The 20,354-nt window shown below is 46.8% G+C and carries 13 protein-coding genes; 11 read left to right on the top strand and 2 right to left on the bottom strand.

Annotation, left to right across the window (positions count from 1 at the left end; all coding sequences use genetic code 11):
- Positions 1–104: 104 nt before the first annotated feature.
- The 3 genes from MKY35_RS01210 to MKY35_RS01200 all read left to right on the top strand — a co-directional run bounded on the left by MKY35_RS01210 (position 105) and on the right by MKY35_RS01200 (position 5,178).
- A complete protein-coding gene (locus tag MKY35_RS01210; RefSeq protein WP_342445357.1) occupies positions 105–1,760 on the top strand; it encodes an SWIM zinc finger family protein in 1,656 nt (551 codons plus the stop codon).
- Positions 1,757–4,720, top strand: a complete 2,964-nt coding sequence (locus tag MKY35_RS01205) for a DEAD/DEAH box helicase (RefSeq protein ID WP_342445356.1) — start codon at positions 1,757–1,759, stop codon at positions 4,718–4,720. The genes MKY35_RS01210 and MKY35_RS01205 overlap by 4 nt, the downstream gene beginning before the upstream one ends.
- 113 nt (positions 4,721–4,833) lie before the next feature.
- On the top strand, positions 4,834–5,178 hold the full coding sequence (locus tag MKY35_RS01200; RefSeq protein WP_016820169.1) for a hypothetical protein: 345 nt from the start codon (positions 4,834–4,836) through the stop codon (positions 5,176–5,178).
- Positions 5,179–5,268: 90 nt separating this feature from the next.
- Here the strand turns inward: MKY35_RS01200 and MKY35_RS01195 are convergent, their stop codons facing one another.
- A complete protein-coding gene (locus MKY35_RS01195; RefSeq protein ID WP_342445355.1) occupies positions 5,269–7,362 on the bottom strand; it encodes a family 16 glycoside hydrolase in 2,094 nt (697 codons plus the stop codon).
- Positions 7,363–7,737: 375 nt separating this feature from the next.
- On the opposite strand from MKY35_RS01195, the gene MKY35_RS01190 reads away from it, so the two are divergent.
- The 8 genes from MKY35_RS01190 (at position 7,738) to MKY35_RS01155 (ending at position 19,201) form a co-directional block, all read left to right on the top strand.
- A complete protein-coding gene (locus MKY35_RS01190; protein WP_029516908.1) occupies positions 7,738–8,259 on the top strand; it encodes a ClbS/DfsB family four-helix bundle protein in 522 nt (173 codons plus the stop codon).
- Between the two features lie 75 nt (positions 8,260–8,334).
- Positions 8,335–8,970: a uridine kinase gene (gene udk / locus MKY35_RS01185; RefSeq protein ID WP_013308305.1), complete on the top strand. Its 636-nt coding sequence runs from the start codon at positions 8,335–8,337 to the stop codon at positions 8,968–8,970.
- Positions 8,971–9,231: 261 nt separating this feature from the next.
- A complete protein-coding gene (locus MKY35_RS01180; RefSeq protein WP_342445354.1) occupies positions 9,232–10,791 on the top strand; it encodes a response regulator transcription factor in 1,560 nt (519 codons plus the stop codon).
- Between the two features lie 38 nt (positions 10,792–10,829).
- Positions 10,830–12,644 (top strand): sensor histidine kinase, encoded by a 1,815-nt coding sequence (locus MKY35_RS01175; protein ID WP_342445353.1) that lies wholly within the window; start codon positions 10,830–10,832, stop codon positions 12,642–12,644.
- 350 nt (positions 12,645–12,994) lie between these two features.
- Complete coding sequence (locus MKY35_RS01170; protein WP_039274127.1) at positions 12,995–14,284, top strand: extracellular solute-binding protein; 1,290 nt, start codon at positions 12,995–12,997, stop codon at positions 14,282–14,284.
- A gap of 101 nt (positions 14,285–14,385) precedes the next feature.
- Positions 14,386–15,282 carry a sugar ABC transporter permease gene (locus MKY35_RS01165; protein ID WP_013308301.1) on the top strand — a complete coding sequence of 299 codons (897 nt, stop codon included), beginning with the start codon at positions 14,386–14,388 and terminating at the stop codon, positions 15,280–15,282.
- The gene (locus MKY35_RS01160; RefSeq protein WP_013308300.1) at positions 15,279–16,103 is read left to right on the top strand and encodes a carbohydrate ABC transporter permease; all 825 of its coding nucleotides are present in this window, start codon (positions 15,279–15,281) and stop codon (positions 16,101–16,103) included. The genes MKY35_RS01165 and MKY35_RS01160 overlap by 4 nt, the downstream gene beginning before the upstream one ends.
- 53 nt (positions 16,104–16,156) lie before the next feature.
- Positions 16,157–19,201: a glycoside hydrolase family 2 TIM barrel-domain containing protein gene (locus MKY35_RS01155; RefSeq protein ID WP_342445352.1), complete on the top strand. Its 3,045-nt coding sequence runs from the start codon at positions 16,157–16,159 to the stop codon at positions 19,199–19,201.
- Positions 19,202–19,382: 181 nt separating this feature from the next.
- On the opposite strand, the gene MKY35_RS01150 is transcribed toward MKY35_RS01155, so the two are convergent.
- Positions 19,383–20,201: an alpha/beta hydrolase gene (locus MKY35_RS01150; RefSeq protein ID WP_254327292.1), complete on the bottom strand. Its 819-nt coding sequence runs from the start codon at positions 20,199–20,201 to the stop codon at positions 19,383–19,385.
- Positions 20,202–20,354 lie beyond the last annotated feature (153 nt).

Raw genomic sequence — 20,354 nt, 5'->3', positions numbered from 1 at the left:
ATTTTCCAACTGCTCCCTCCACTCAATTTATATCCGTGAACTGATATAATGGAAGAGTTAAGCAGTCATCGGATTAACTATTCTCTCTTAGGAGACTAATGCATATGAAACCAACCTATCTTATGGATGATATACAGTGGCAACAGCTTATTCAAAACGTGGCTGACCATTTTAATGACGTGACGATCAAACGAGGTTTCCAGTATTTTAAGCAAGGAAAGGTAAAAGAATTCGCAATGCCTGATGCCGACCATATTGCAGCTGTCGTGGATGGAAGCGAGCTATATGAGGTGGATCTCCACTTGAGCGCTTTTGCTGCCAGCAGATGTACATGCCCTGTCCACGCCAACTGCAAGCATATGATCGCCGTACTACTGAATTACGCGAATGAACAGGAACGTTCTGTACATGCTTTAGTGAACGCTCATTCGGCGGGATTCACTCGATTGGCGACAAAAGCTGACACGCGTAACACACCTCCTTCCCGGTCGAATCTTTCACCGGATCACAAGGAAACAACAAGAAACGCCCTCAGTCAAACTGCAAGTAAAATACCGGACATGCCCATTTCAGAGTGGCATGATCTGTTCGATCAGTGTATCGCCCTTAATCGTGTGAACACACAAAACTCCCAATTTGTCCAAAGCGCTTTAGCCTCGATCTATGCTGTGAAGCCACCGCTTTCACCTGGCATGCAACAGCTATACGGACTGCATGCTCATCTGCGTGTGCTGGAAAAGCTGGTACCTCAGTCTTCCATGCCAGGCTATCCCTCCCATACCTATATGGGGTATTACACGCAAATTGCTGCCGATGAGCTTAAAGAAGCGATCGATCGTGATTTTGAGAGTCCACTGGAGCTGACCGATGAACCGATGCAAGAAGCCCGTATGGCAGAAACCTTAGCCTATTTACGCCGAAAAATGCTGACAGAATCGCGTAACGGTACTTATTTTTCAGACGCGTATTATCAGTTTTGGCTGTACTGGGTGCATCCCGCAAGACAGGACTCCAGCATATATACGGAGGAATTACAGCATTTGCAGGCGGCTGAGGAGGATCTCGGCACCACTTTGGCACGGCTTCCGTGGATGTTGGCTCGCAGCTGGATGCATATTTTCCAATCGCACGATAATGAGGCTTGGGCATTGCTTGAGGAGGCGGAACGAGTTTTCCCACTAAAAATCTCTTCCAGTCAATTGCTTTTGTTCTTACAGACGTTGCGTAAAGCTGAGAATTGGGCACGTCTCAAGGACGGACTGCGACATATCGGTCCCCTGCTTCACAGTCATCGGGATGACCATTTACAGGATTATATGCATAATTGGGATGTGGTTTTGCAGCACCTTCCAGAAGCGGAGCAGGACATGTGGGACACGCTGGTGGGTATGCTTCCATTTGCCGGAGGAATGTATGAAGAGGCACTGCTTGCTCACGAGAAATGGCGGTCATGGATCGACTATCAGCTAAGCATACGCAGTGAACCTTTGAGTTTTCGAGTGAGCGTGTTACAGCCCATTGAAAAGAACGCGCCTGAGTTACTACTCCCCTTTTACCATCAGGCGGTAGAACGCTATGTGCTAGAAAAAAACAGATCCAGCTATAAAGCAGCAGTCAAGCTGTTAAAGCGGCTGTTCAAGCTGTACAAGAAAATGAAGCAAGAATCACGCTGGGAGCTGTTCTTTACGACCTTCACCAGCCGTCATAGCCGCCTGCGGGCGCTACAGGAGGAATTGCGGAAAGGGAAATTGTTATCATGAGTCAATATACCGAAACGATTACCGTGCATATCCAATTAACTACCTATGGAGACGCGCTGATCTATGGCGATTCCTCCATGAACTATAGCATTTCCGGCCAAATTCTGAAGCAGCGTTTGTTTGCTTGGCATGAGGCTTCGTTTTATGGCACCGAGCTGGAGATTCAACATGTTCAAGACACGGATATTATCCTGCTGCCTTCGGAGCAGGTGATTCCTTTTCTGGCAGAGCGCGAGCTTCTAAAGCATATCGAATGGATCTGGGACGAGGCTCATGCCCCATGGCTTCAGCTGATCCCTTCTCTTGCTCACTGTATTGAAGCGAAAGCCTATGTACCCAGCTTCACGGCGTTCCAGGCGGGGAAGCTGCAATGGAAATGGGATGCGGAAGCACTGGAAAACATCCAGCCGGCAGAGCTTGCTTTGCTAGGCAACTTGGAGAAGGACGAGCAGGATGGGCTGATAGCGGCGTTCTCGGCTGCCGTATTTCAACGCTGGTACGGCACCGAAGCGGAAGCCGCCGATTTGCGAAGAGAATATCCGATTCTCTTCGCCTCCAACCGCCCAGCCGCGGCGGGTCTAGACGCGCGGGCCTGGCTCATCGCCATCGGCTGGAAAGCCGATACCGCGCCCTTTCGGCCGCTTCTGCAACTGCTGGAGCCAGAGCTGGAGGACGACGAACCGTCCTGGCAGCTCAAGCTTGTGTTGCAGGACAAGCAAGACCCGGCGTTGCTGGTGCCTGTACAGCTCGCCGATGATGGGTACGCATCCGGCTCATGGCCCGATGCCTGGACAGCACATGTCCGTGAGCGCTCAGCCGGGTGGCTAGAAGGCTTGACCTCGATTTTGCCTGCCGGGCAGCGTGCCGGAAGCCGCGATGACGTGCTGAATCGCCCGCTCTCCGACGAAGCGGCGTGGCAATTCCTGACGACCGACAGCCAGCGTCTGCTGGAAAGCGGTTGGCAAGTGCTGCTCCCGGCTTGGTGGGAGGCAGCTACCCGCAAGAAGCCGAAGCTGCGGGCCAAGGTACGCCCGGGCGAAGGGGCGGGAGAGCGCACGAAGGGCAGCTCGCTGTTCGGACTGGACTCGATTGTCCAGTTCGATTGGCGCGTTGCCATTGGCGATGCCGATCTGAGCGAGTCGGAATTCGCCGAGCTGGTCGCTCGCAACGAGCGCTTGGTGCGCTTCCGCGGGCAATGGATCGCGCTCGACCCTGCACTGCTGGCGCAGATCCGCCGGGCCATGGCCGGGATCGACAGCGCTCAGGGATTGTCCTTTCAGGACATCCTGCAGCTGCACCTGCTCGGCAACGCCGACGAGCCTGAAGGCGACGCCTCGGGTGAGCAGCCGGAGGATGCGGCACGCTTCCGGCTGGAAGTCGAGCTGAATGCCCATCTGCTGAAGCTGATCAGCCAGCTCGGACGGCAGTCAGAATGGCCTGCATTGGACGTGCCAGACGGGCTGCAAGCCGAGCTGCGGACGTATCAGAGGGACGGGTACGCATGGCTTGCCTTTTTACGGCGTTTTGGACTGGGGGCCTGTCTGGCCGATGACATGGGACTTGGTAAAACGGTGCAATTTATTACTTATTTACTGCACTTACAGGAAATTGCCGCTGAGACGGGTGTCCGCTCCAGTTCGCTGCTGATTTGCCCGACGTCAGTGCTGGGCAACTGGCAGAAGGAGCTCAGCCGCTTCGCTCCTTCATTAAGGGTCATGCTGCACTATGGAAGCAAGCGGGAGCAGGGAGACTTGTTCCGCGAAAAAGTCGAGCAGGCCGATGTCATCCTGACCTCCTTCGCTACGGCAACCCTGGATCAAGAGCTACTACAAAGCATGACCTGGGATTCGGTCTGTCTGGATGAAGCGCAAAACATTAAAAATGCGCAAACCAAGCAATCCACAGCCGTGCGCAGCTTTCCTGCACGTCATCGGATTGCGTTGACCGGGACACCTATTGAAAATCGCTTGTCCGAGCTATGGTCCATTTATGATTTTATCAATCCAGGTTATCTGGGCAGCTCACGCGCCTTTAGCAATCGTTTTATGAATGCTATTGAGAAGGAACATAACGAGCAGCGCACATTAGATTTGCAAAAGCTGGTTCAGCCTTTCATGCTGCGGCGCAAGAAGAAGGACCCTGCTATACAGCTTGATTTGCCTGACAAGAATGAGATGAAAACCTACATTCATCTGACCTCTGAGCAGGGCGCGCTCTATGACCAGATTGTCAAAGAGTTGATGGAACGGATGCAGAAGCTGGAAGGGATTGAACGGAAAGGAGCCATTTTATCCGCCCTTACCCAGTTGAAGCAGCTTTGCGACCACCCAGCCCTCTTAACCAAGGAGGCTCTCCCGGATGCAGCGGCTTCCGGTTATAGTCCGTCCGATCTTGAGACGGTCATTAGCCGTTCATCCAAGCTAGAGCGCATTCTGGCTATGGTCAAGGAACTGCGGGAGGAGGGCGAGCGCTGCCTTATTTTTACACAGTATATTGGTATGGGGCAGATGCTCCAGCGGGTACTCGCTCAGGAGCTGCAAGAGCCTGTGCTCTATCTGAACGGTAGCACATCCAAAACGGCGCGTGACCGAATGATTGATCAATTCCAATCTCACACGCTCCCCCCTGCCGAGCAGCCATCCGTGTTTATTTTGTCGCTCAAAGCCGGGGGGGTGGGTCTGAATCTGACGGCAGCCAACCACGTCTTTCACTTTGATCGCTGGTGGAATCCGGCTGTTGAAAATCAGGCCACAGACCGAGCCTATCGGATGGGACAAACGAAGGATGTACAGGTGCACAAATTTATCTCGCTGGGCACGCTCGAGGAACGCATTGATGAAATGCTGGAGAGCAAGCAGCAGCTTAGCGACCAAATCATAACCAGTACCGAAGGCTGGATTACTGAGCTGTCTACAGACGCGTTAAAAGACCTCTTTACGCTACGGCGCGAATGGGCATAATGATGTCCCAAGTTCAATATATACCTATTTTTAAGAAGCAGTAGTTTATAACACAGTCCAAAACTCCTTTGTGTGCATTTACTATCTCATCACAACAAAGGAGTTGATTTGAAGTGGCCATTCGTCCTCCACAAACGCTGAAATCTACGGGCAGAAAGGTTCCTGTTACGAGATATCGCAATGTGAGTCCAACACAAACCCTTCGTAGATTTACAGTTATCTGGGCTAACAATGATGGTGTACCTTTTAACACGTCTGGATTTTTTGCAACACTCCGGCGTTTAGATGGAACCTTTGTCCAAGCTGCAGGCTTCGACCGCTTTGGTACTGCCCGATTCAACAGAGTCCGCACACCTACGAACCAGCCTTATATTCTGCGTACTTTTAGAGATGATGGAGTATTATTCCGCGTTAGATCCGTACCTGCTGGCGTATCCTCATTTGTCGTTATTGGTTAAGCTCATACCGAACGCAGCCTAAACGTGGGTAACCAAAAAAGCAACCAGAAACAGAGCATATCTGTCCTGGCTGCTTTTTTATATGCCTACCTATTCGGAATCTTCTTCCACTATTGCATCTTTCGTAGCGGCTGTATTGTACACCGTTTTGAGCCAGTTTTCACTCGACCAGTTCAGCTTGCCTGCACCCGCTCCATCCTTGGCCTGCAATTGAGCAACCAGGTTAGCAGGGTCTTCGGCAGTATAGCTGTATGGCAACGTTGTGAACCCATTCCAAGAGAAGCCCTTGGCCTTCGCAGGATAAGGGGCTAACGGGCTATTCGCAGCTTCACTGCCTCCTCTGAATACGGTACCGTTGTCGGAAAAGATAACGTCTTCGGCTTTGATTTTACCTGTATAATCTGCTTTGTTAGGATCTTTTTGATTATTACGCACTGGAGAAAATACATCAATTAAATAAGACTTTTCTAGCAACACCGCGCCGTTTTCTGTTGAAATTGCACCATTACCCACGACATCAAAATGGTATCCTTTTGCGGCAATTGCTTTTGCCATGTCAGAAGTAATTCTTTTTTTGGCTCTAGCCAATCCGGCATCGTCCATAACGATGTTATATGCATGAGCATTACCACCACGCAAACGTGGCATACGGTCCTGAATATCCAGATAGTAATTATGATGCAGCGTCACTTCCAAATCCGCATTGTCGCCTGCCATTTCCGTAGCACCGATCAGATGCGCCTTCTTTTGTCCTGCTGCAATATCAATGATATCTTCTTTACTCATGCCTACTGCACTGCTTCTCAGATAAGCGTACATAGGATAGGAAGACTTGTCTGCTTCCATCGCGTTGACTTGTTGGGTTACCCAGCTGTTGGAGCTGCGATCATCTCCTTTGAACAAAGACCAGGAAATCGTAACTCCGTTACTACCTTTTTTCACATCTACCAGACCATCATAGGCTTTGTTAAATGTGCAATGGTCGATCCATACCTTGGAGCTTGCACCTTCGACAGTAATATAGTCCCAGTCATTCTTGTCATAGTTCCCTTTGGTTGCTTCATCCCACTCCCAAAGTTCATCAAATTCGAGGTTACGGAAAATCAAATTGGAGCTTCTTTTGATAACAAAGCCGGCATGTTTGATTTTCGCACCATTGGCCGAGAAAATCGTAACCCCATTCATATTTTCGATATAGACTTTGCTCACACCCGTCTTTTTCAGAACAGGATGCGTCTGTACAGGATTGTTGGCACTAAAAGGCATTACTTTGGCAGCACTAGGAATTTCATTCCAACCGAGATCAAGATCGTTCATAATCTCAATCACTTTGACTTTGCTGCCTTTCTTCAGTGCTTCGTTGAGATCTACAGCGTTGTAAACTTTTTTGTAGTTGGCATCTGTATCCGCAATGTTGCCACCACCTGTATTACCATACGAAAAGCCAGTCAAATTATAGTTACTTTTAGAGGTTACATCCGGGTCCACTCCAGAAGTCGGTTTTTCTGTACCTGGTGTTGGTTTCACAGGCAATGTTCCTGGATCTACCTCAGAAGAAGCACCGGATACAATCACATTATCGAATTCGGCAGCTACTTTGGAGGTCACCAAACCAATGGCTCCAGCAGTGAGGCTGGTGTCTGTTGCGGACAGCTCCAGTTGATCATTGACATACATTTTGATTTCCGAACCGGATAGTTCCAGCTTGACTCTGTACCATGTATTCGTGTCCAGTTTGTATTTTTTATTGGTAGCCAGTGTCTTCATAGAGCCTTTGACTTTTTTTCGAATCTCAAGCGCTCCGTCTTTCTTGTTGTACAACGATGCTGCGTAGAAGTTGTTGGAATCTGTGTATCTACCTGCAACGTAGACTCGATTGGAGCCATTAAAATCATTTACATATACATCTGCTTGCACGCTATAGTTCGTCCATGAGGCATTACCTTTAACGGAATGGCTTTCGCTTCGACTGGATTGCTGGTATGTAGAGCCATTCCCATCCTTGACCACAGACCAGTTCCCCGAATCCGCGGTCCAGCCTTGAGCTTCTCCTTGTTCGAAATCATCACTTATCTGTAAATTCCCATCCGCATGTGCATGACCTAGCAACGGTAATGATAAAGACAGTACCAACGTACTACTTAACATTACACTTGCACATTTTCTTAGCAAACTCGATTTCATATAACAATCCCCTTCTTGGTTAGATTCATGAATACTAAAGCAAAGGTTGCACCGTTCATCGGACATGACCTGCCCCAACGGTATATAACGTACTGATGAAGAGAATAATATCCCAACACCAATGAGGGCCCTCAAGCGCTATACTCCAATAATTATAGGCATTTAAATATATATTAAAATATGTCTAATTACTTATCTTTTGTCTTAATTTTTCAATTAATTTTGCATCCTGTTTCGTGTTCACACCAAATGCTGTTTCATAAAATCACAAAAAACGATATTTTTTTATTTTTGAATAAGACATACAGTTGTCATATTGGGAATGGTACATATAAAGGAGTGAGTATCATCCATATCATTTAAAGGAGCGATGAGATGTCCAGCTACGACTACGCTTCCAAATCGGAGTTAAAGGAAGCCATTCATGCCTCCTACTTACGATTTGACGGTGAGTTCCAGGAGATCGACGAGAGCCAAAAGGATATTCGTATCCCCGAAGTAGATAAAACACCCGCAGAAATGATTGCCTACCAGCTCGGATGGCTTCATCTTGTCATGACATGGGACAGAGACGAACGGGAAGGAAAAACCGTCATCATGCCCGCCCCCAATTATAAATGGAACAGACTAGGCGAACTATATCAATCATTTTACAAGACTTACTCCCACCAATCTTTACGCGAATTACGCGATATGTTCAAGTTGACTGAGCAAAAGTGGCTGGATTGGATCGACACACTTAGCCACGAAGAGCTCTTCACTCAAGGCGTTCACAACTGGACGGGTACGAATCCAAACTGGCCCATGGCAAGATGGATTCACATCAACTCGGTGGCACCGTTTAAAACATTCAGAGCCAAGATACGGAAATGGAAGAAATACAAAGTTCAACAGTGATGAAAAAAAGTGTGCATTGTGCTACAATACTTGAGTTGTATCGGGATACATTTAGGGAAGGGTAAGTGAAACGCCATGCTTATTATTGGTATTGCCGGCGGTACAGGTTCCGGTAAATCGACGGTAGCACGCGCCGTCGTTGAGCGTCTGGGATCTAATAAAGTGACTTTCATATCTCAGGATAACTATTATAAAGACCATTCACATCTGAGCTATGATGAACGTGCTTTGGTCAATTATGATCATCCGTTTGCCTTTGACAACGAATTGCTTATTGAGCATCTCCAATGTCTGAAAAAAGGACAAGCGACACAAGCGCCCGTGTATGACTTTACGGTTCATGCCCGCTCCACGGACGAGACGGTAGAGCTTCTGCCAAATCATATCGTTATGTTGGAGGGTCTGCACGTACTGTCAGACGAAAAGCTCCGCAGCCTGCTTGACATCAAAGTATTTGTGGATACGGACCCTGATGTGCGTATTCTCCGTCGGGTTCTTCGCGATATTGAGGAACGCGGCCGCACCATCCATTCGATCCACGATCACTATCTGACTACGGTTAAGCCGATGCATGAGGCATTTATTGAGCCTTCCAAGAAATACGCTGACCTGATCCTTCCTGAGGGAGGACACAATGAGGTTGGCATTCAACTGCTGTCTATTTTGACTGAAAAATATTTGGCAGGAGATCGGACTTGGGGTACTGTATAAGGTAATCCCGGTTGTTTAAGGCTGTCGAGGTTTTCTCGGCTGCCTTTTTTGTTGTTTTATATGCCATTTGGACTAATTTTTTTTGGAATCCCCGTGTGGTTTATGTTAGCATGTAAAGGTTAAATGCTTTAGATTCAAGCTAAGTTGCAAGCGTTATCAAATATGTGCCTCAGATGATATGACGTCCACGTGATGGAGGTCTTTTTTGAATCAGGATTTTTGCAAAATCCTCGAATAGGTATAATTACGGAGAGTGCTGCCATGAATGAGCTATGCAACATTTTGATTGTGGATGATGAGATATTGGTACGGCAAGGAATTAAACACCATTTATCGTGGGAACAGTATGGGTTTCGAATTGTAGGTGAGGCTTCTAACGGGAAAGAAGCATTGGAGCTGATTGAAACCTTGCGCCCTCATATAGTCATTACAGATATCGTGATGCCGATCATGGATGGCGAGGAGCTGACGCGCATAGTCAGACAGAACTATCCAGATATCGAAGTCATCGTGCTTAGCAGTTACGGTGAATTTAATTACGTGCGATCCACCTTTCAACAAGGAGTTGCTGACTATATTTTAAAGCCCAAGCTGGACACGGATGAGCTACTCCAAGTCCTCCAGAGAACTGCTCGCAAAATTCCATCCATTCAATATCAAGCAGATGCCGGGAATAATCAAATTACGATAGATCATGTGATCGAAAAGCTGATCTCCGGGTATAGCATGGACTATGACGCCGAGCTGCTGAAGCAAGCATTCCCTTATGCCCGTTTTGTGCTCATAGGTATAGAACAGTCGGTACAGCAGGATAAAGGGCGCTCCATCTCTGCCTCGGACCTATTTTCCAAGCTTACAGATCGAGTATCCTCTGCCTGTGAGCACATCGTATTGCGACAACTGCCGTCTGATGTCTATGCGGCTGTGTTTTTAGCCAATCTTGATTCACGGGAAGTAGACGCCTGGATGGCTGCGGTTAGGGAAGTTGCTCAGGAGACAAAGCGAGTCGATCCACAGACAGGCTGGGCAGTTAGCCATTTATTTGATGAGTTCAATCAGATTAGTGACGTCTATCAGGATGAACTGCCAAAACTGCTGAGTTACCGCTTTTATTTCCCAGGAACAGCGCTGTTAATAGAAGACGAACTCCCTCAGCCTGTACAAGTGAACAGCTCGTTTAACTTGAAACAATTTACAGAAGAGATGAAGCGTGAGCATTTTGATACAGCTTTTCAGGATTTGAGATCCTATGTAGCCGCCATGTCCGGTAACTATACCTCTACCGCTTTTGAATTCAAATCGCTTCTCGGAAATATCGTGTTCAACATTACGATTTTGCTCGGGAATCAGGGGTATGATATGAAGGAGTTGGATGCGGCGAAATATTCCTATTTCAAAACAATTAATGATGCCCCTCATGTACATGAAGCCGTCCGCCTTCTGGAGACTTTTTTGGAGGAAGCGAACAGACAGATCATGGCTAAAACACAGCAAGGAAGTAGCGCAAGCATGAAAAAACTGCTGGAGTATATTGAAGAGCATCATGCTGAAACGCTCAATTTGACGACACTTGGGCAATATTTTCACTTTAACCCTTCCTACTTGTCCAGTTATTTTACGGCACACCATACAGAAGGTTTTAGCGAGTATCTGAACAAAATTCGGGTTGAAAAAGCCGCAGAGTTACTACGGTCGGGGATGATGTCCATTTCGGATATTAGCAGCACGGTAGGCTATTCGGACCCCAGCTATTTTACCAAAGTGTTCAAAAAAGTGAAGGGTTACTCGCCCAGTCAGTACCGCCGGGAGCATCTCTATTAGAGAGTAAGCCACATCTGCCAGCAGAAAAGAGATTGAATATGAAAAGATATATCCATAAGATCAAATATCAAGGTCTGTTCTTCAAAATCTTTATTGTTATGGTGGTCAGCATCACTGCGGTGTCCTTGCTGACCTCTTTGGTGACGATTCGGATGTCTGAACGACTTTTTGCTGAGACATTCAGTATTACAAATGCCAAGGTACTCAGCCAGATTCAATCCAGCTTTGAATCCTTCAATGATTCTATCGTGAATGCCGTAACCCACGCTTCGGAAAATGGAACGGTCAAGAACTATCTGACTGGAGGTCAATCTGACTCGATTAACTCGGCGAGGATTTACTTCGGAATGGCACAGCAAATGAAGCAAATTAAATCGAACGTCGATGCCTATGATGTCGGTGTCGCTGTAACAGGTCTGAACGGCCGGAGCTTTTACTCCGACTCGTCTTATTGGTCTGTAACTGCGGAAGAGCTTAAAAGCAGTGCGATTACAGCCCGAAGTGTAGCACGACCAGCACAGCTTATGTATCAATTAGATACTGAATTATTTCAACAACAAATGAATACCACCGCGCAAAAGCCAACACCCTATATCATCGCCTCCAAACCATTTATGGAGCGGACCAGCGGCACCCTGTACGGCATGATCTACATCGCTATCCGAGAGCCTGAATTTCGCCGTTTCTACAACAATTTCACGAGCAACGGCAATGATGTGCTTATTTTGGACAAGTCGGGACTGATTGTATCGAGCAACCGCCAGGACCTGATCGGACAACGCTCCAGTGAGCTGCTAGGCTATGCCACAAAAATCAATGAACAGGGACTTAACTACATTAATGCGGATGTGATGAATAAGGAGAGTATCCTCCTTTCCAACTATATCCCTTCATTTGATTTTTATCTGGTGAACATGATTGACAGACAAGCCGCGATTGGGCAAATTATTGACGTTAAATCCGTTGTCTGGATCTGCATTGCCATCGTACTGATTGCTTTGGTGATCGTTTTTCTGATATCCCGTCGACTGATTCGTTCGCTGACTCGACTGGTGAAGCAAATGTCGACCATACGTGAGAAAAATTTTGATAATTATATCCCGGTAACGGGCAGCTATGAGGTTAGACAATTAAGTCATGCTTACAACTACATGCTGGATGAACTAAATGACTATATCCGTAAGCTTTTAGAGACGCAAAAGGGTCAACGGAACGCAGAGCTTGCTGCACTACAACGGCAGATCAATCCACATTTTCTGTACAATACATTGGCTTCGATCAAAATGCTCGTGCTCAAAGGAAACAAGGAAACAGCCGCCGATACGATCAATGCACTCATTTCTTTACTGCAAAATACAATCAGTAATGTGAGCGAAACAATCACCATTGAGCAGGAAATGGCCAACATGCAAAATTATGTGTTCATTAACCATGTTCGCTACGGGCAACGGGTACAAGTGAATTATTTTGTATCACCCGATTGTCTGGAGTACCATGTGCCCAAGCTCATCATTCAGCCTTTTATCGAAAACTCTTTTTTCCATGCGTTTAATGAAAAAAATGTAGGCCACATCTATATATTGGTGTCCAAAACGGAGGATACATTGATCTGTGAGGTGGTCGATGATGGGGACGGTATGGATTTGGACGGGCATACGGCGCAAGACGGACTGCCGAATCCCAAGAGCAAGCGCCAACTGTTCACAGGCATCGGCATCCAGAATGTGCACAATCGCATTACCCTTTTATATGGAGAAGAATATGGCGTGACCATCTCCAGTAAAAAAGGCGAGGGCACCAAAGTTAGAATGACCCTCCCACTGATCGTAAAACCCACCCCTCCTACCCCATAAAAAAATAGGCTGAACTAAACAAAGAAGGTGGAACAAGAACGGAGTGGACGGAATGGGCGGAATGGTGCTGTACAAGCAACAGCGATGGGAAGCACCATCCGGCCGCGCAGCGGCGCTTCGTGAACAACTTTAGTTCAACCTAAAAAAAGTACCTAAACCAAAATAAAATACAAATGTAAGCGGTACCTTTTCTGGTAAATCATAATAATAAGACCAATCCGTATAAAGATATTCCTAACACCGACAAAGTATGGATGGTACACTAGATTTATAAATAAGGTAACCGCTTTCATTCAAGAAGTTTAGAACTAGCAAGCAACATATAAAAAAAAGAGTAGGGGTTGAACAAAATGAAAAAAATGACTTTCCTTCTGCTGATTGCAAGCTTGATCTTGCTATCCGCATGCTCCAGCAATTCCGAGAAAGCAGCTACAACCACAGATTCAGGCAAAAAAGAAATCACCGTCTGGGCTTGGGACCCGAACTTTAATATCGCAGCCCTGAAGCTGGCAAAAGATCGCTATGTTGCCAAACATCCAGATGTAACCGTAAACATTGTTGAATATGCTCAAAACGATATCGTACAAAAAATGAATGCCGGCCTTAACTCCGGATCTACCAAAGGATTGCCGAACGTGGTTCTGATCGAGGATTATCGGGCACAGAACTTCCTGCAAGCCTATCCCGATTCTTTCCATGATATGAGCAGCACGATCAAAGCATCCGACTTCGCTGATTATAAAATCGGACCGACTAGCTACAACGGCAAGCAATACGGTGTTCCTTTCGACTCCGGTGTTATGGGACTGTATGTGAGAACGGACTATCTGGAACAAGCCGGCTACAAAGTAGCGGACCTGACCAATATTGATTGGGACAAATTTATTGAAATTGGTAAAGCCGTAAAACAAAAAACAGGCAAAGAAATGCTGACTCAAGATCCGAATGACCTCGGTCTGATCCGTGGTATGATCCAAACTGCAGGTTCATGGTACCTGAAAGAAGACGGTAAGACACCAAACCTGGCAGGTAATCCAGCTCTGAAAGAAGCGCTCTTGACGTACAAATCCTTGTTCGACGCTAACATTGTTAAAATGAATGCCGACTGGAGTCAGTTCCTGGCCGCATTCAACAGCGGTGCAGTTGCTTCCGTACCTACAGGTAACTGGATTACACCTTCGATCAAAGCAGAAGCTTCGCAATCCGGTAAATGGGCTGTTGTTCCTTTCCCTAAGCTGAAAAATATACCTGAATCCGTGAATGCTTCCAGCCTCGGCGGCAGCTCCTGGTATGTCCTTAACTCGGACGGTCAAGATACCGCTGCTGATTTCCTGAAAGAGACATTCGGAACAGATCCAGAACTGTATCAAGATATGCTGAGCAAAATTGGAATTGTCGGTTCATTGAACGCAGCTTCCAGCGGTAAAGCATATGACGTGGAAGATCCGTACTTCGGAGGCGACAAAGTATACAAGAAATTTGCAGAATGGACTAAACAAGTTCCAAAAGTCAATTATGGCCTGCACACGTATGCCATTGAGGATATCATGACCGTTGAAATTCAAAACTATCTGAACGGAAAAGATGTAGACGCCGTTCTGAAAGATGCTCAAGGACAGGCGGAAGCACAGCTTAAATAAGATAGTCCATCTAGCCAAGGCTAAACAATAAAACGATAAGCACTTAAAACCTTGGGCTTGCGAGTTCAAGGTTTTATTGCTGCACAGGGAGTTGACATGGTATGAAGACAGCCGCGCCCAAAATAACTACAACACGTCTCAAAGCAGGTATGACAGGATGGTTGTTCATATCCATCGCAGTGATCATGATTGCCGCTTTTTATTTCTATCCAATGATTCAGGCGCTTATCTTGTCCTTTAAGACAGGTACAGGGTCTAATCTGAGCTTTAACGGCATTGATAACTACAAGCGACTGTTCACCGATAAAATGTTTATAACCGCCGTGAAGAATACGTTTATCTATTTAATTTTCCAGGTACCTTTGATGGTCATTCTGGCTCTGTTCATTTCGGTATTGTTGAATGATAAAAACCTGAAATTCAAGGGTTTTTTCCGCACAGCTATCTTCTTGCCGTGTATCACATCCCTTGTAGCCTATTCGGTTGTCTTCAAGTACCTGTTCTCGTCCGACGGTCTGGTGAACTCCTTATTGCTGAATCTGCACGTGATTGGCACGCCCATCCAATGGATTACAGATCCTTTCTGGGCCAAGGTTACGATTATTATCGCGATCACATGGCGCTGGACTGGTTATAATATGATCTTTTACCTGTCCGGTCTTCAGAACATTGACAGTTCCATCTACGAAGCGGCCCGTATTGACGGAGCTTCCCCGATCCGACAGTTTTTCAGCATTACGGTTCCACTGCTTAAGCCGATTATCCTGTTCACTTCGATTACATCAACGATTGGTACACTCCAGCTCTTCGATGAAATTATGAATATTACCAAGGGTGGACCGGGGAACGCGACATCTTCAATTTCGCAATATATTTACAATCTATCCTTCAAGTATTCATCCGACTTTGGTTATGCGGCGACCGTATCTTATTCCATCGTCATTATGATCATTATCTTGTCGATTATCCAGTTCAAAGTGGCAGGTGAGAAAAAATGATGAAAACAAAAAGAGCATTTACGTACGCCTTTCTGATCCTTGTGTCGTTCGTTTCGATTTTCCCGTTCCTGTGGATGCTATCCAGCGCCACGAACCTGTCAGTTGATGTGACCAAAGGCAAGCTTCTGCCTGGCTCCCATCTGATGGATAACATGCACAATTTGCTTGAAAAAGTGGACATCGTTACCGCACTCAGTAACTCTGCAAAAGTCTCCATCTCAACTACGCTGCTGGCTATGCTAATCGCGTCATTGGCTGGTTATGGCTTTGAAATTTACAGAAGTAAAGCGAAAGACGTTGTCTTCAATATCCTGCTGATGTCTATGATGATTCCGTTTGCGGCGATCATGATCCCGCTCTACCGGATGTTCGGCAGCATTTCTAATGTCATACCGTGGATCGGTATTGATACGCTCTCTTCTGTCGTCATTCCGACCGTAACTACGGCGTTCCTGATCTTCTTTTTCCGTCAAAGCACCAAGATGTTTCCCAAAGATCTACTGGAGGCAGGCCGTATGGATGGATTGTCCGAGCTGGGTCTGTTCTTCCGGGTATACATGCCTACAATGAAAACAACCTATGCCGCTGCCGCGATCATCACATTCATGTCCAGTTGGAACAACTACCTCTGGCCTCTGATTGTGCTGCAAACGCCGGAAAATCAAACAATTCCGCTGTTGATCTCGAACCTCGGCTCCAGCTATGCACCGGATTACGGTGTCATCATGATCGCCATTGTCCTGTCCACACTTCCGACCGCACTGGTATTTTTCCTGATGCAGAAACACTTTGTAGCGGGCATGGTGGGTTCGGTAAAATAACAGATTTCTGTGTACGTTCTTCATTTCAATTTTAAAAATAAGGAGTGTTCGCCTTGACCATCCAACCCCCTAGTCTGGACTGGCTGACCGACGTAACCAAATTTGCTGTACATCGGCTGCCCGCCTATTCCGATCACAAATATTACGCTACGCTTCAGGAAGCGGAGCAGCAAGCTGATATGGCTTGGCGTCATAGCCTGAATGGGAGCTGGAAGTTTAACTATGCAACGAATCCAGCCAGCCGTCCGGTAGAGTTCTATACCCCTGGCTTTGAGTACGGCGGCTGGAGCGATATTCAGGTGCCGGGTCACATTCAGACGCAAGGCTTTGGCCAAATGCAGTACGTGAATACGATGTATCCGTGGGACGGACATTCGGACGTTCGCCCACCCCATATTCCGGAGGATCACAACCCAGTCGGGAGCTATATCAAAAGCTTTGTTTTGCCGGAAAATATGGCTTCCGACGCGCAGCCTGTGTTCATTTCTTTCCAAGGCGTCGAGTCGGCTTTCTATGTATGGTTGAACGGACAATTTGTCGGTTATAGCGAGGACAGCTTTACACCATCTGATTTTGAACTGACACCGTTCCTGCAAGCAGGCGAAAACAAGCTGGCGGTAGAGGTTTATCAAAGAAGTACGGGGGCGTGGCTGGAGGATCAGGACTTTTGGCGTTTTTCCGGTATTTTCAGAGATGTGTACCTCTATACCATCCCTACGCTTCACGTACGTGACCTGCATGCCAAGGCAGATCTGGATGCTTCCTACACGCAGGGCCTTCTGGAACTGAAATTGACCTTGGAAAAGCCGGCAACGGCCTATGCAACTGTCGATGTGAAAGATGCTACCGGTCATGTTGTAGCTTCTTTGAAAGCTGACTTTACGGATGGCACGGCTTCACTGTCAGCAACCTTGGAGCAAGTGCAGCGGTGGAGCGCGGAAAAACCCTATTTGTACACGTTGTTTATTCAAATTTATGATGCCAGTGGATCGCTCGTGGAAGTCATTCCACAAAAAATCGGCTTCCGTAAATTTGAGCTGATCAACAAGGTCATGCATTTGAACGGCAAACGTATCGTCTTTAAAGGTGTGAACCGCCATGAATTCAACGCTCGCACCGGACGTGCGATTTCCCGTGAAGATATGCTGTGGGATATTCGGACGCTCAAGCAGAATAATATGAACGCTGTCCGCACCTCTCATTATCCAAACCAGACTCTGTGGTATGAGCTATGCGATGAGTACGGAGTCTATGTAATTGATGAAATGAACTTGGAAACACACGGTTCCTGGCAAAAACTCGGCGCCGTCGAGCCATCGTGGAATATCCCTGCCAATCTGCCTGAGTGGCAAGATATCGTCATGGATCGCGCCATTTCCATGCTGGAACGGGACAAAAACCACGCCTCCATTCTGATCTGGTCCTGCGGCAATGAGTCGTATGCAGGTGAAGTGCTGCGCAATGTAGCTAACTATTTCCGAACCACCGATCCGAGCCGTCTAGTGCATTACGAAGGCGTGTTTCATAACCGTACGTACGATGATACTAGCGATATGGAGAGCCGGATGTACGCCAAGCCTGCAGATATCGAGCAATACTTAAACGATAATCCACAAAAGCCGTATATCAGTTGCGAATATATGCATGCAATGGGCAATTCCGTAGGCGGCATGCACAAGTATACAGAGCTGGAGAGCAAATACGAGCTGTATCAGGGCGGTTTTATTTGGGATTATATTGATCAGGCTGTTATGAAAAAAGATCGCTATGGACGCGAGTACCTCGCGATCGGCGGCGACTTTGACGACCGTGCCACAGACTATGGCTTCTGTACGGACGGAATTGTCTATGCGGATCGGAAGGTTTCACCGAAGATGCAGGAGGTCAAATTTCTGTATCAAAATTTGAAGCTCACCCCGGATCGCAGCGGTGTAACCCTGCGCAATGAAAACCTGTTCGAGGGGACGGGCGACTATGAGTTAGTATATAGCCTGCTGCATGAAGGCCAAGAAATCGAACGTAATGCCATTCATGTAGATGTGGCAGCTCAGACCGAGGCGTATATTCCTCTGACGTTCCCTAATACGAACGAAAAGCCCGGTGAGTATGTCATTCACACCGCCCTGGTTTTGAAAGAAGCCACGCTCTGGGCTGAGGCTGGACACGAAGTAGCCTTCGGACAGCATATTTTCATCGTGGAAGATCGAAATCCGCGGCAGCTCCCTACGGGCGGTGCCTTACGAGTGGTGCATGGCGATGTTAACATTGGCGTTCACGGTGCAGATTTCAGTATCATGTTCTCCAAAGGAGCAGGTAGCCTGACTTCACTTCGCTACGCCGGACGTGAGATGATCGCTACACCTCCTGCTCCATTGTTCTGGCGGGCGACCACAGACAATGATCGGGGAACCGCACTGGGCTTTGAAGCCGGTGGCTGGTTCGCTGCAAGTCTGACACGTAAATGCGTAGGCATCGAGGTCACGGAAGAGCAGACAGACCGTGTAACTGTTACGTTCCGCTACACGCTGAGCATTCATGCGGACGTACAGGTAACGGTAGCCTACACCGTCTTGGCGGATGGCAGTTTGAACGTAAAATCGACTTATGAAGGCGTTTCAGGACTGCCTAACCTGCCGATCTTTGCCCTTTCGTTCAAGGTTCCGGCAGACTACCGCCATCTGGACTGGTACGCGATGGGACCGGAAGAGAATTACATCGACCGTGCCTTTGGCGCGAGACTAGGCGTATTCCGCAACGAAGCTGCGGATAACGTATCCGGGTATGTCGTGCCGCAGGAATCCGGCAATCGTACAGGCGTGCGCCGTGTCGATATTACCGACGATTCCCAGCGAGGCATTCGCATTACTGCACCTGCTACCGCATCGGTGGAATGCAATATTTCGCCGTATACAGCGTTTGAGCTGGAAAGTGCCTACCATCTATATGAGCTGCCCAACGTGTATTACACCGTTGTCACCGTAGCTGGCAAGCAAATGGGCGTAGGCGGCGACGATAGCTGGGGAGCCCCGGTACATGAAGAATACCAAATTACAGCCGATCAAAAGCTGGAATTCGAATTTACCGTGCAGCGGATATAAATAAACTCCCCGTATAGGCAAGTATATATAACAAAAGCCCTTCCGCTGCTTCCCTGATGGAAAGCCAGAAGGGCCTTTGCATTTTATCATTCCAATCATACTGTCAGCAGAAAATAAAGTCCTGGGTTGTCGTTGTTTCATTGAATCAACGTTTCCCGTTAGTTCATGGATTAATATACAACTAAAATCCAAACTCTGTTACTCTTTCAAGCCACTCACGCATAAGTGACTCAAATAATAGAGCCTGTTCAATCTGAAGATTATGCCCTGCTCGATCTAAAACGGCGAAGGTTGCTCTAGGATAATTATCTAAAATTCTAAAAGCATCTATGTAACCAACGACTGCATCTTGTCGCCCAAGAGTAAATACTGTTGGTTTATCAAAAACTAATTTATCTATATTGGTGGAAAACCCATAGTTTCTTTGAATCTTGCTAAGAAAATCGTAGTCAGCGATCTTACAACCTGCCACTATCTCTTCAGAATACCTTTTCCAATTATATTCATTGAGAACGACTTGATTTGCGCTAAAATCACTTATTTGCTCTTCACTTAAGGTGCCCATAAACTCGCGATCACAATGAACAACAAAATGCTCGGGCAGTATTCTTCTTTTGTGTTCAGGAATAATTAATGGACAAATCAGAGCAGCTCCACCAATACGATCTTTATGTCTATTAATTATTCCCCTTGTAATATATCCACCGTACGATTCGCCTGCTATGAGATAATCCTCGTTTGGGACAAGAGTTTCAATAAAATTTATAACTGCTTCTAGCATATCATCTGAATTACATATTTGATCGTAATCCTTTGTTTGTCCCATTCCAGGCAGGTCAAGATAGATACGACGCCAATCGGAATTACCTTCAAATATCGGTTCCATGCACCCACTCATTAACCGATGGTCTGGTGTAAAACCATGAATCATTATAATCGGTTTGCCTTTACCAATTTCCTCGTAATATATATTGGCATTCTTGACTTTACAATATGGCATACAGACCCTCCAAAATTGAGTTATTTATAAAATTCTTACACCAAAGAAGAATCTACATTGTTTTATCAAAAAAAAACAGATCTCCGGTTCGTTTTGATTATATACTCATATATAACACATGTAAAGAACACTTGTTCTCTTTTCTTATTTCTA

The sequence above is a fragment of the Paenibacillus sp. FSL L8-0638 genome (genome assembly GCF_038593075.1).
GTDB classification, from domain to species: Bacteria; Bacillota; Bacilli; order Paenibacillales; family Paenibacillaceae; genus Paenibacillus; species Paenibacillus polymyxa_D.
Note: the sequence above shows the minus strand (reverse complement) of the source record. Positions and strands in the feature narration are given on the sequence as shown.

Coding starts and splice junctions, on each gene's coding strand:
- MKY35_RS01205 (WP_342445356.1), top strand. CDS start 1,757: ATGAGTCAATATACCGAAACGATTACCGTGCATATCCAATTAACTACC.
- MKY35_RS01175 (WP_342445353.1), top strand. CDS start 10,830: ATGAAAAGATATATCCATAAGATCAAATATCAAGGTCTGTTCTTCAAA.
- udk (WP_013308305.1), top strand. CDS start 8,335: ATGCTTATTATTGGTATTGCCGGCGGTACAGGTTCCGGTAAATCGACG.
- MKY35_RS01210 (WP_342445357.1), top strand. CDS start 105: ATGAAACCAACCTATCTTATGGATGATATACAGTGGCAACAGCTTATT.
- MKY35_RS01165 (WP_013308301.1), top strand. CDS start 14,386: ATGAAGACAGCCGCGCCCAAAATAACTACAACACGTCTCAAAGCAGGT.
- MKY35_RS01170 (WP_039274127.1), top strand. CDS start 12,995: ATGAAAAAAATGACTTTCCTTCTGCTGATTGCAAGCTTGATCTTGCTA.
- MKY35_RS01150 (WP_254327292.1), bottom strand. CDS start 20,201: ATGCCATATTGTAAAGTCAAGAATGCCAATATATATTACGAGGAAATT.
- MKY35_RS01180 (WP_342445354.1), top strand. CDS start 9,232: ATGAATGAGCTATGCAACATTTTGATTGTGGATGATGAGATATTGGTA.
- MKY35_RS01190 (WP_029516908.1), top strand. CDS start 7,738: ATGTCCAGCTACGACTACGCTTCCAAATCGGAGTTAAAGGAAGCCATT.
- MKY35_RS01160 (WP_013308300.1), top strand. CDS start 15,279: ATGATGAAAACAAAAAGAGCATTTACGTACGCCTTTCTGATCCTTGTG.
- MKY35_RS01195 (WP_342445355.1), bottom strand. CDS start 7,362: ATGAAATCGAGTTTGCTAAGAAAATGTGCAAGTGTAATGTTAAGTAGT.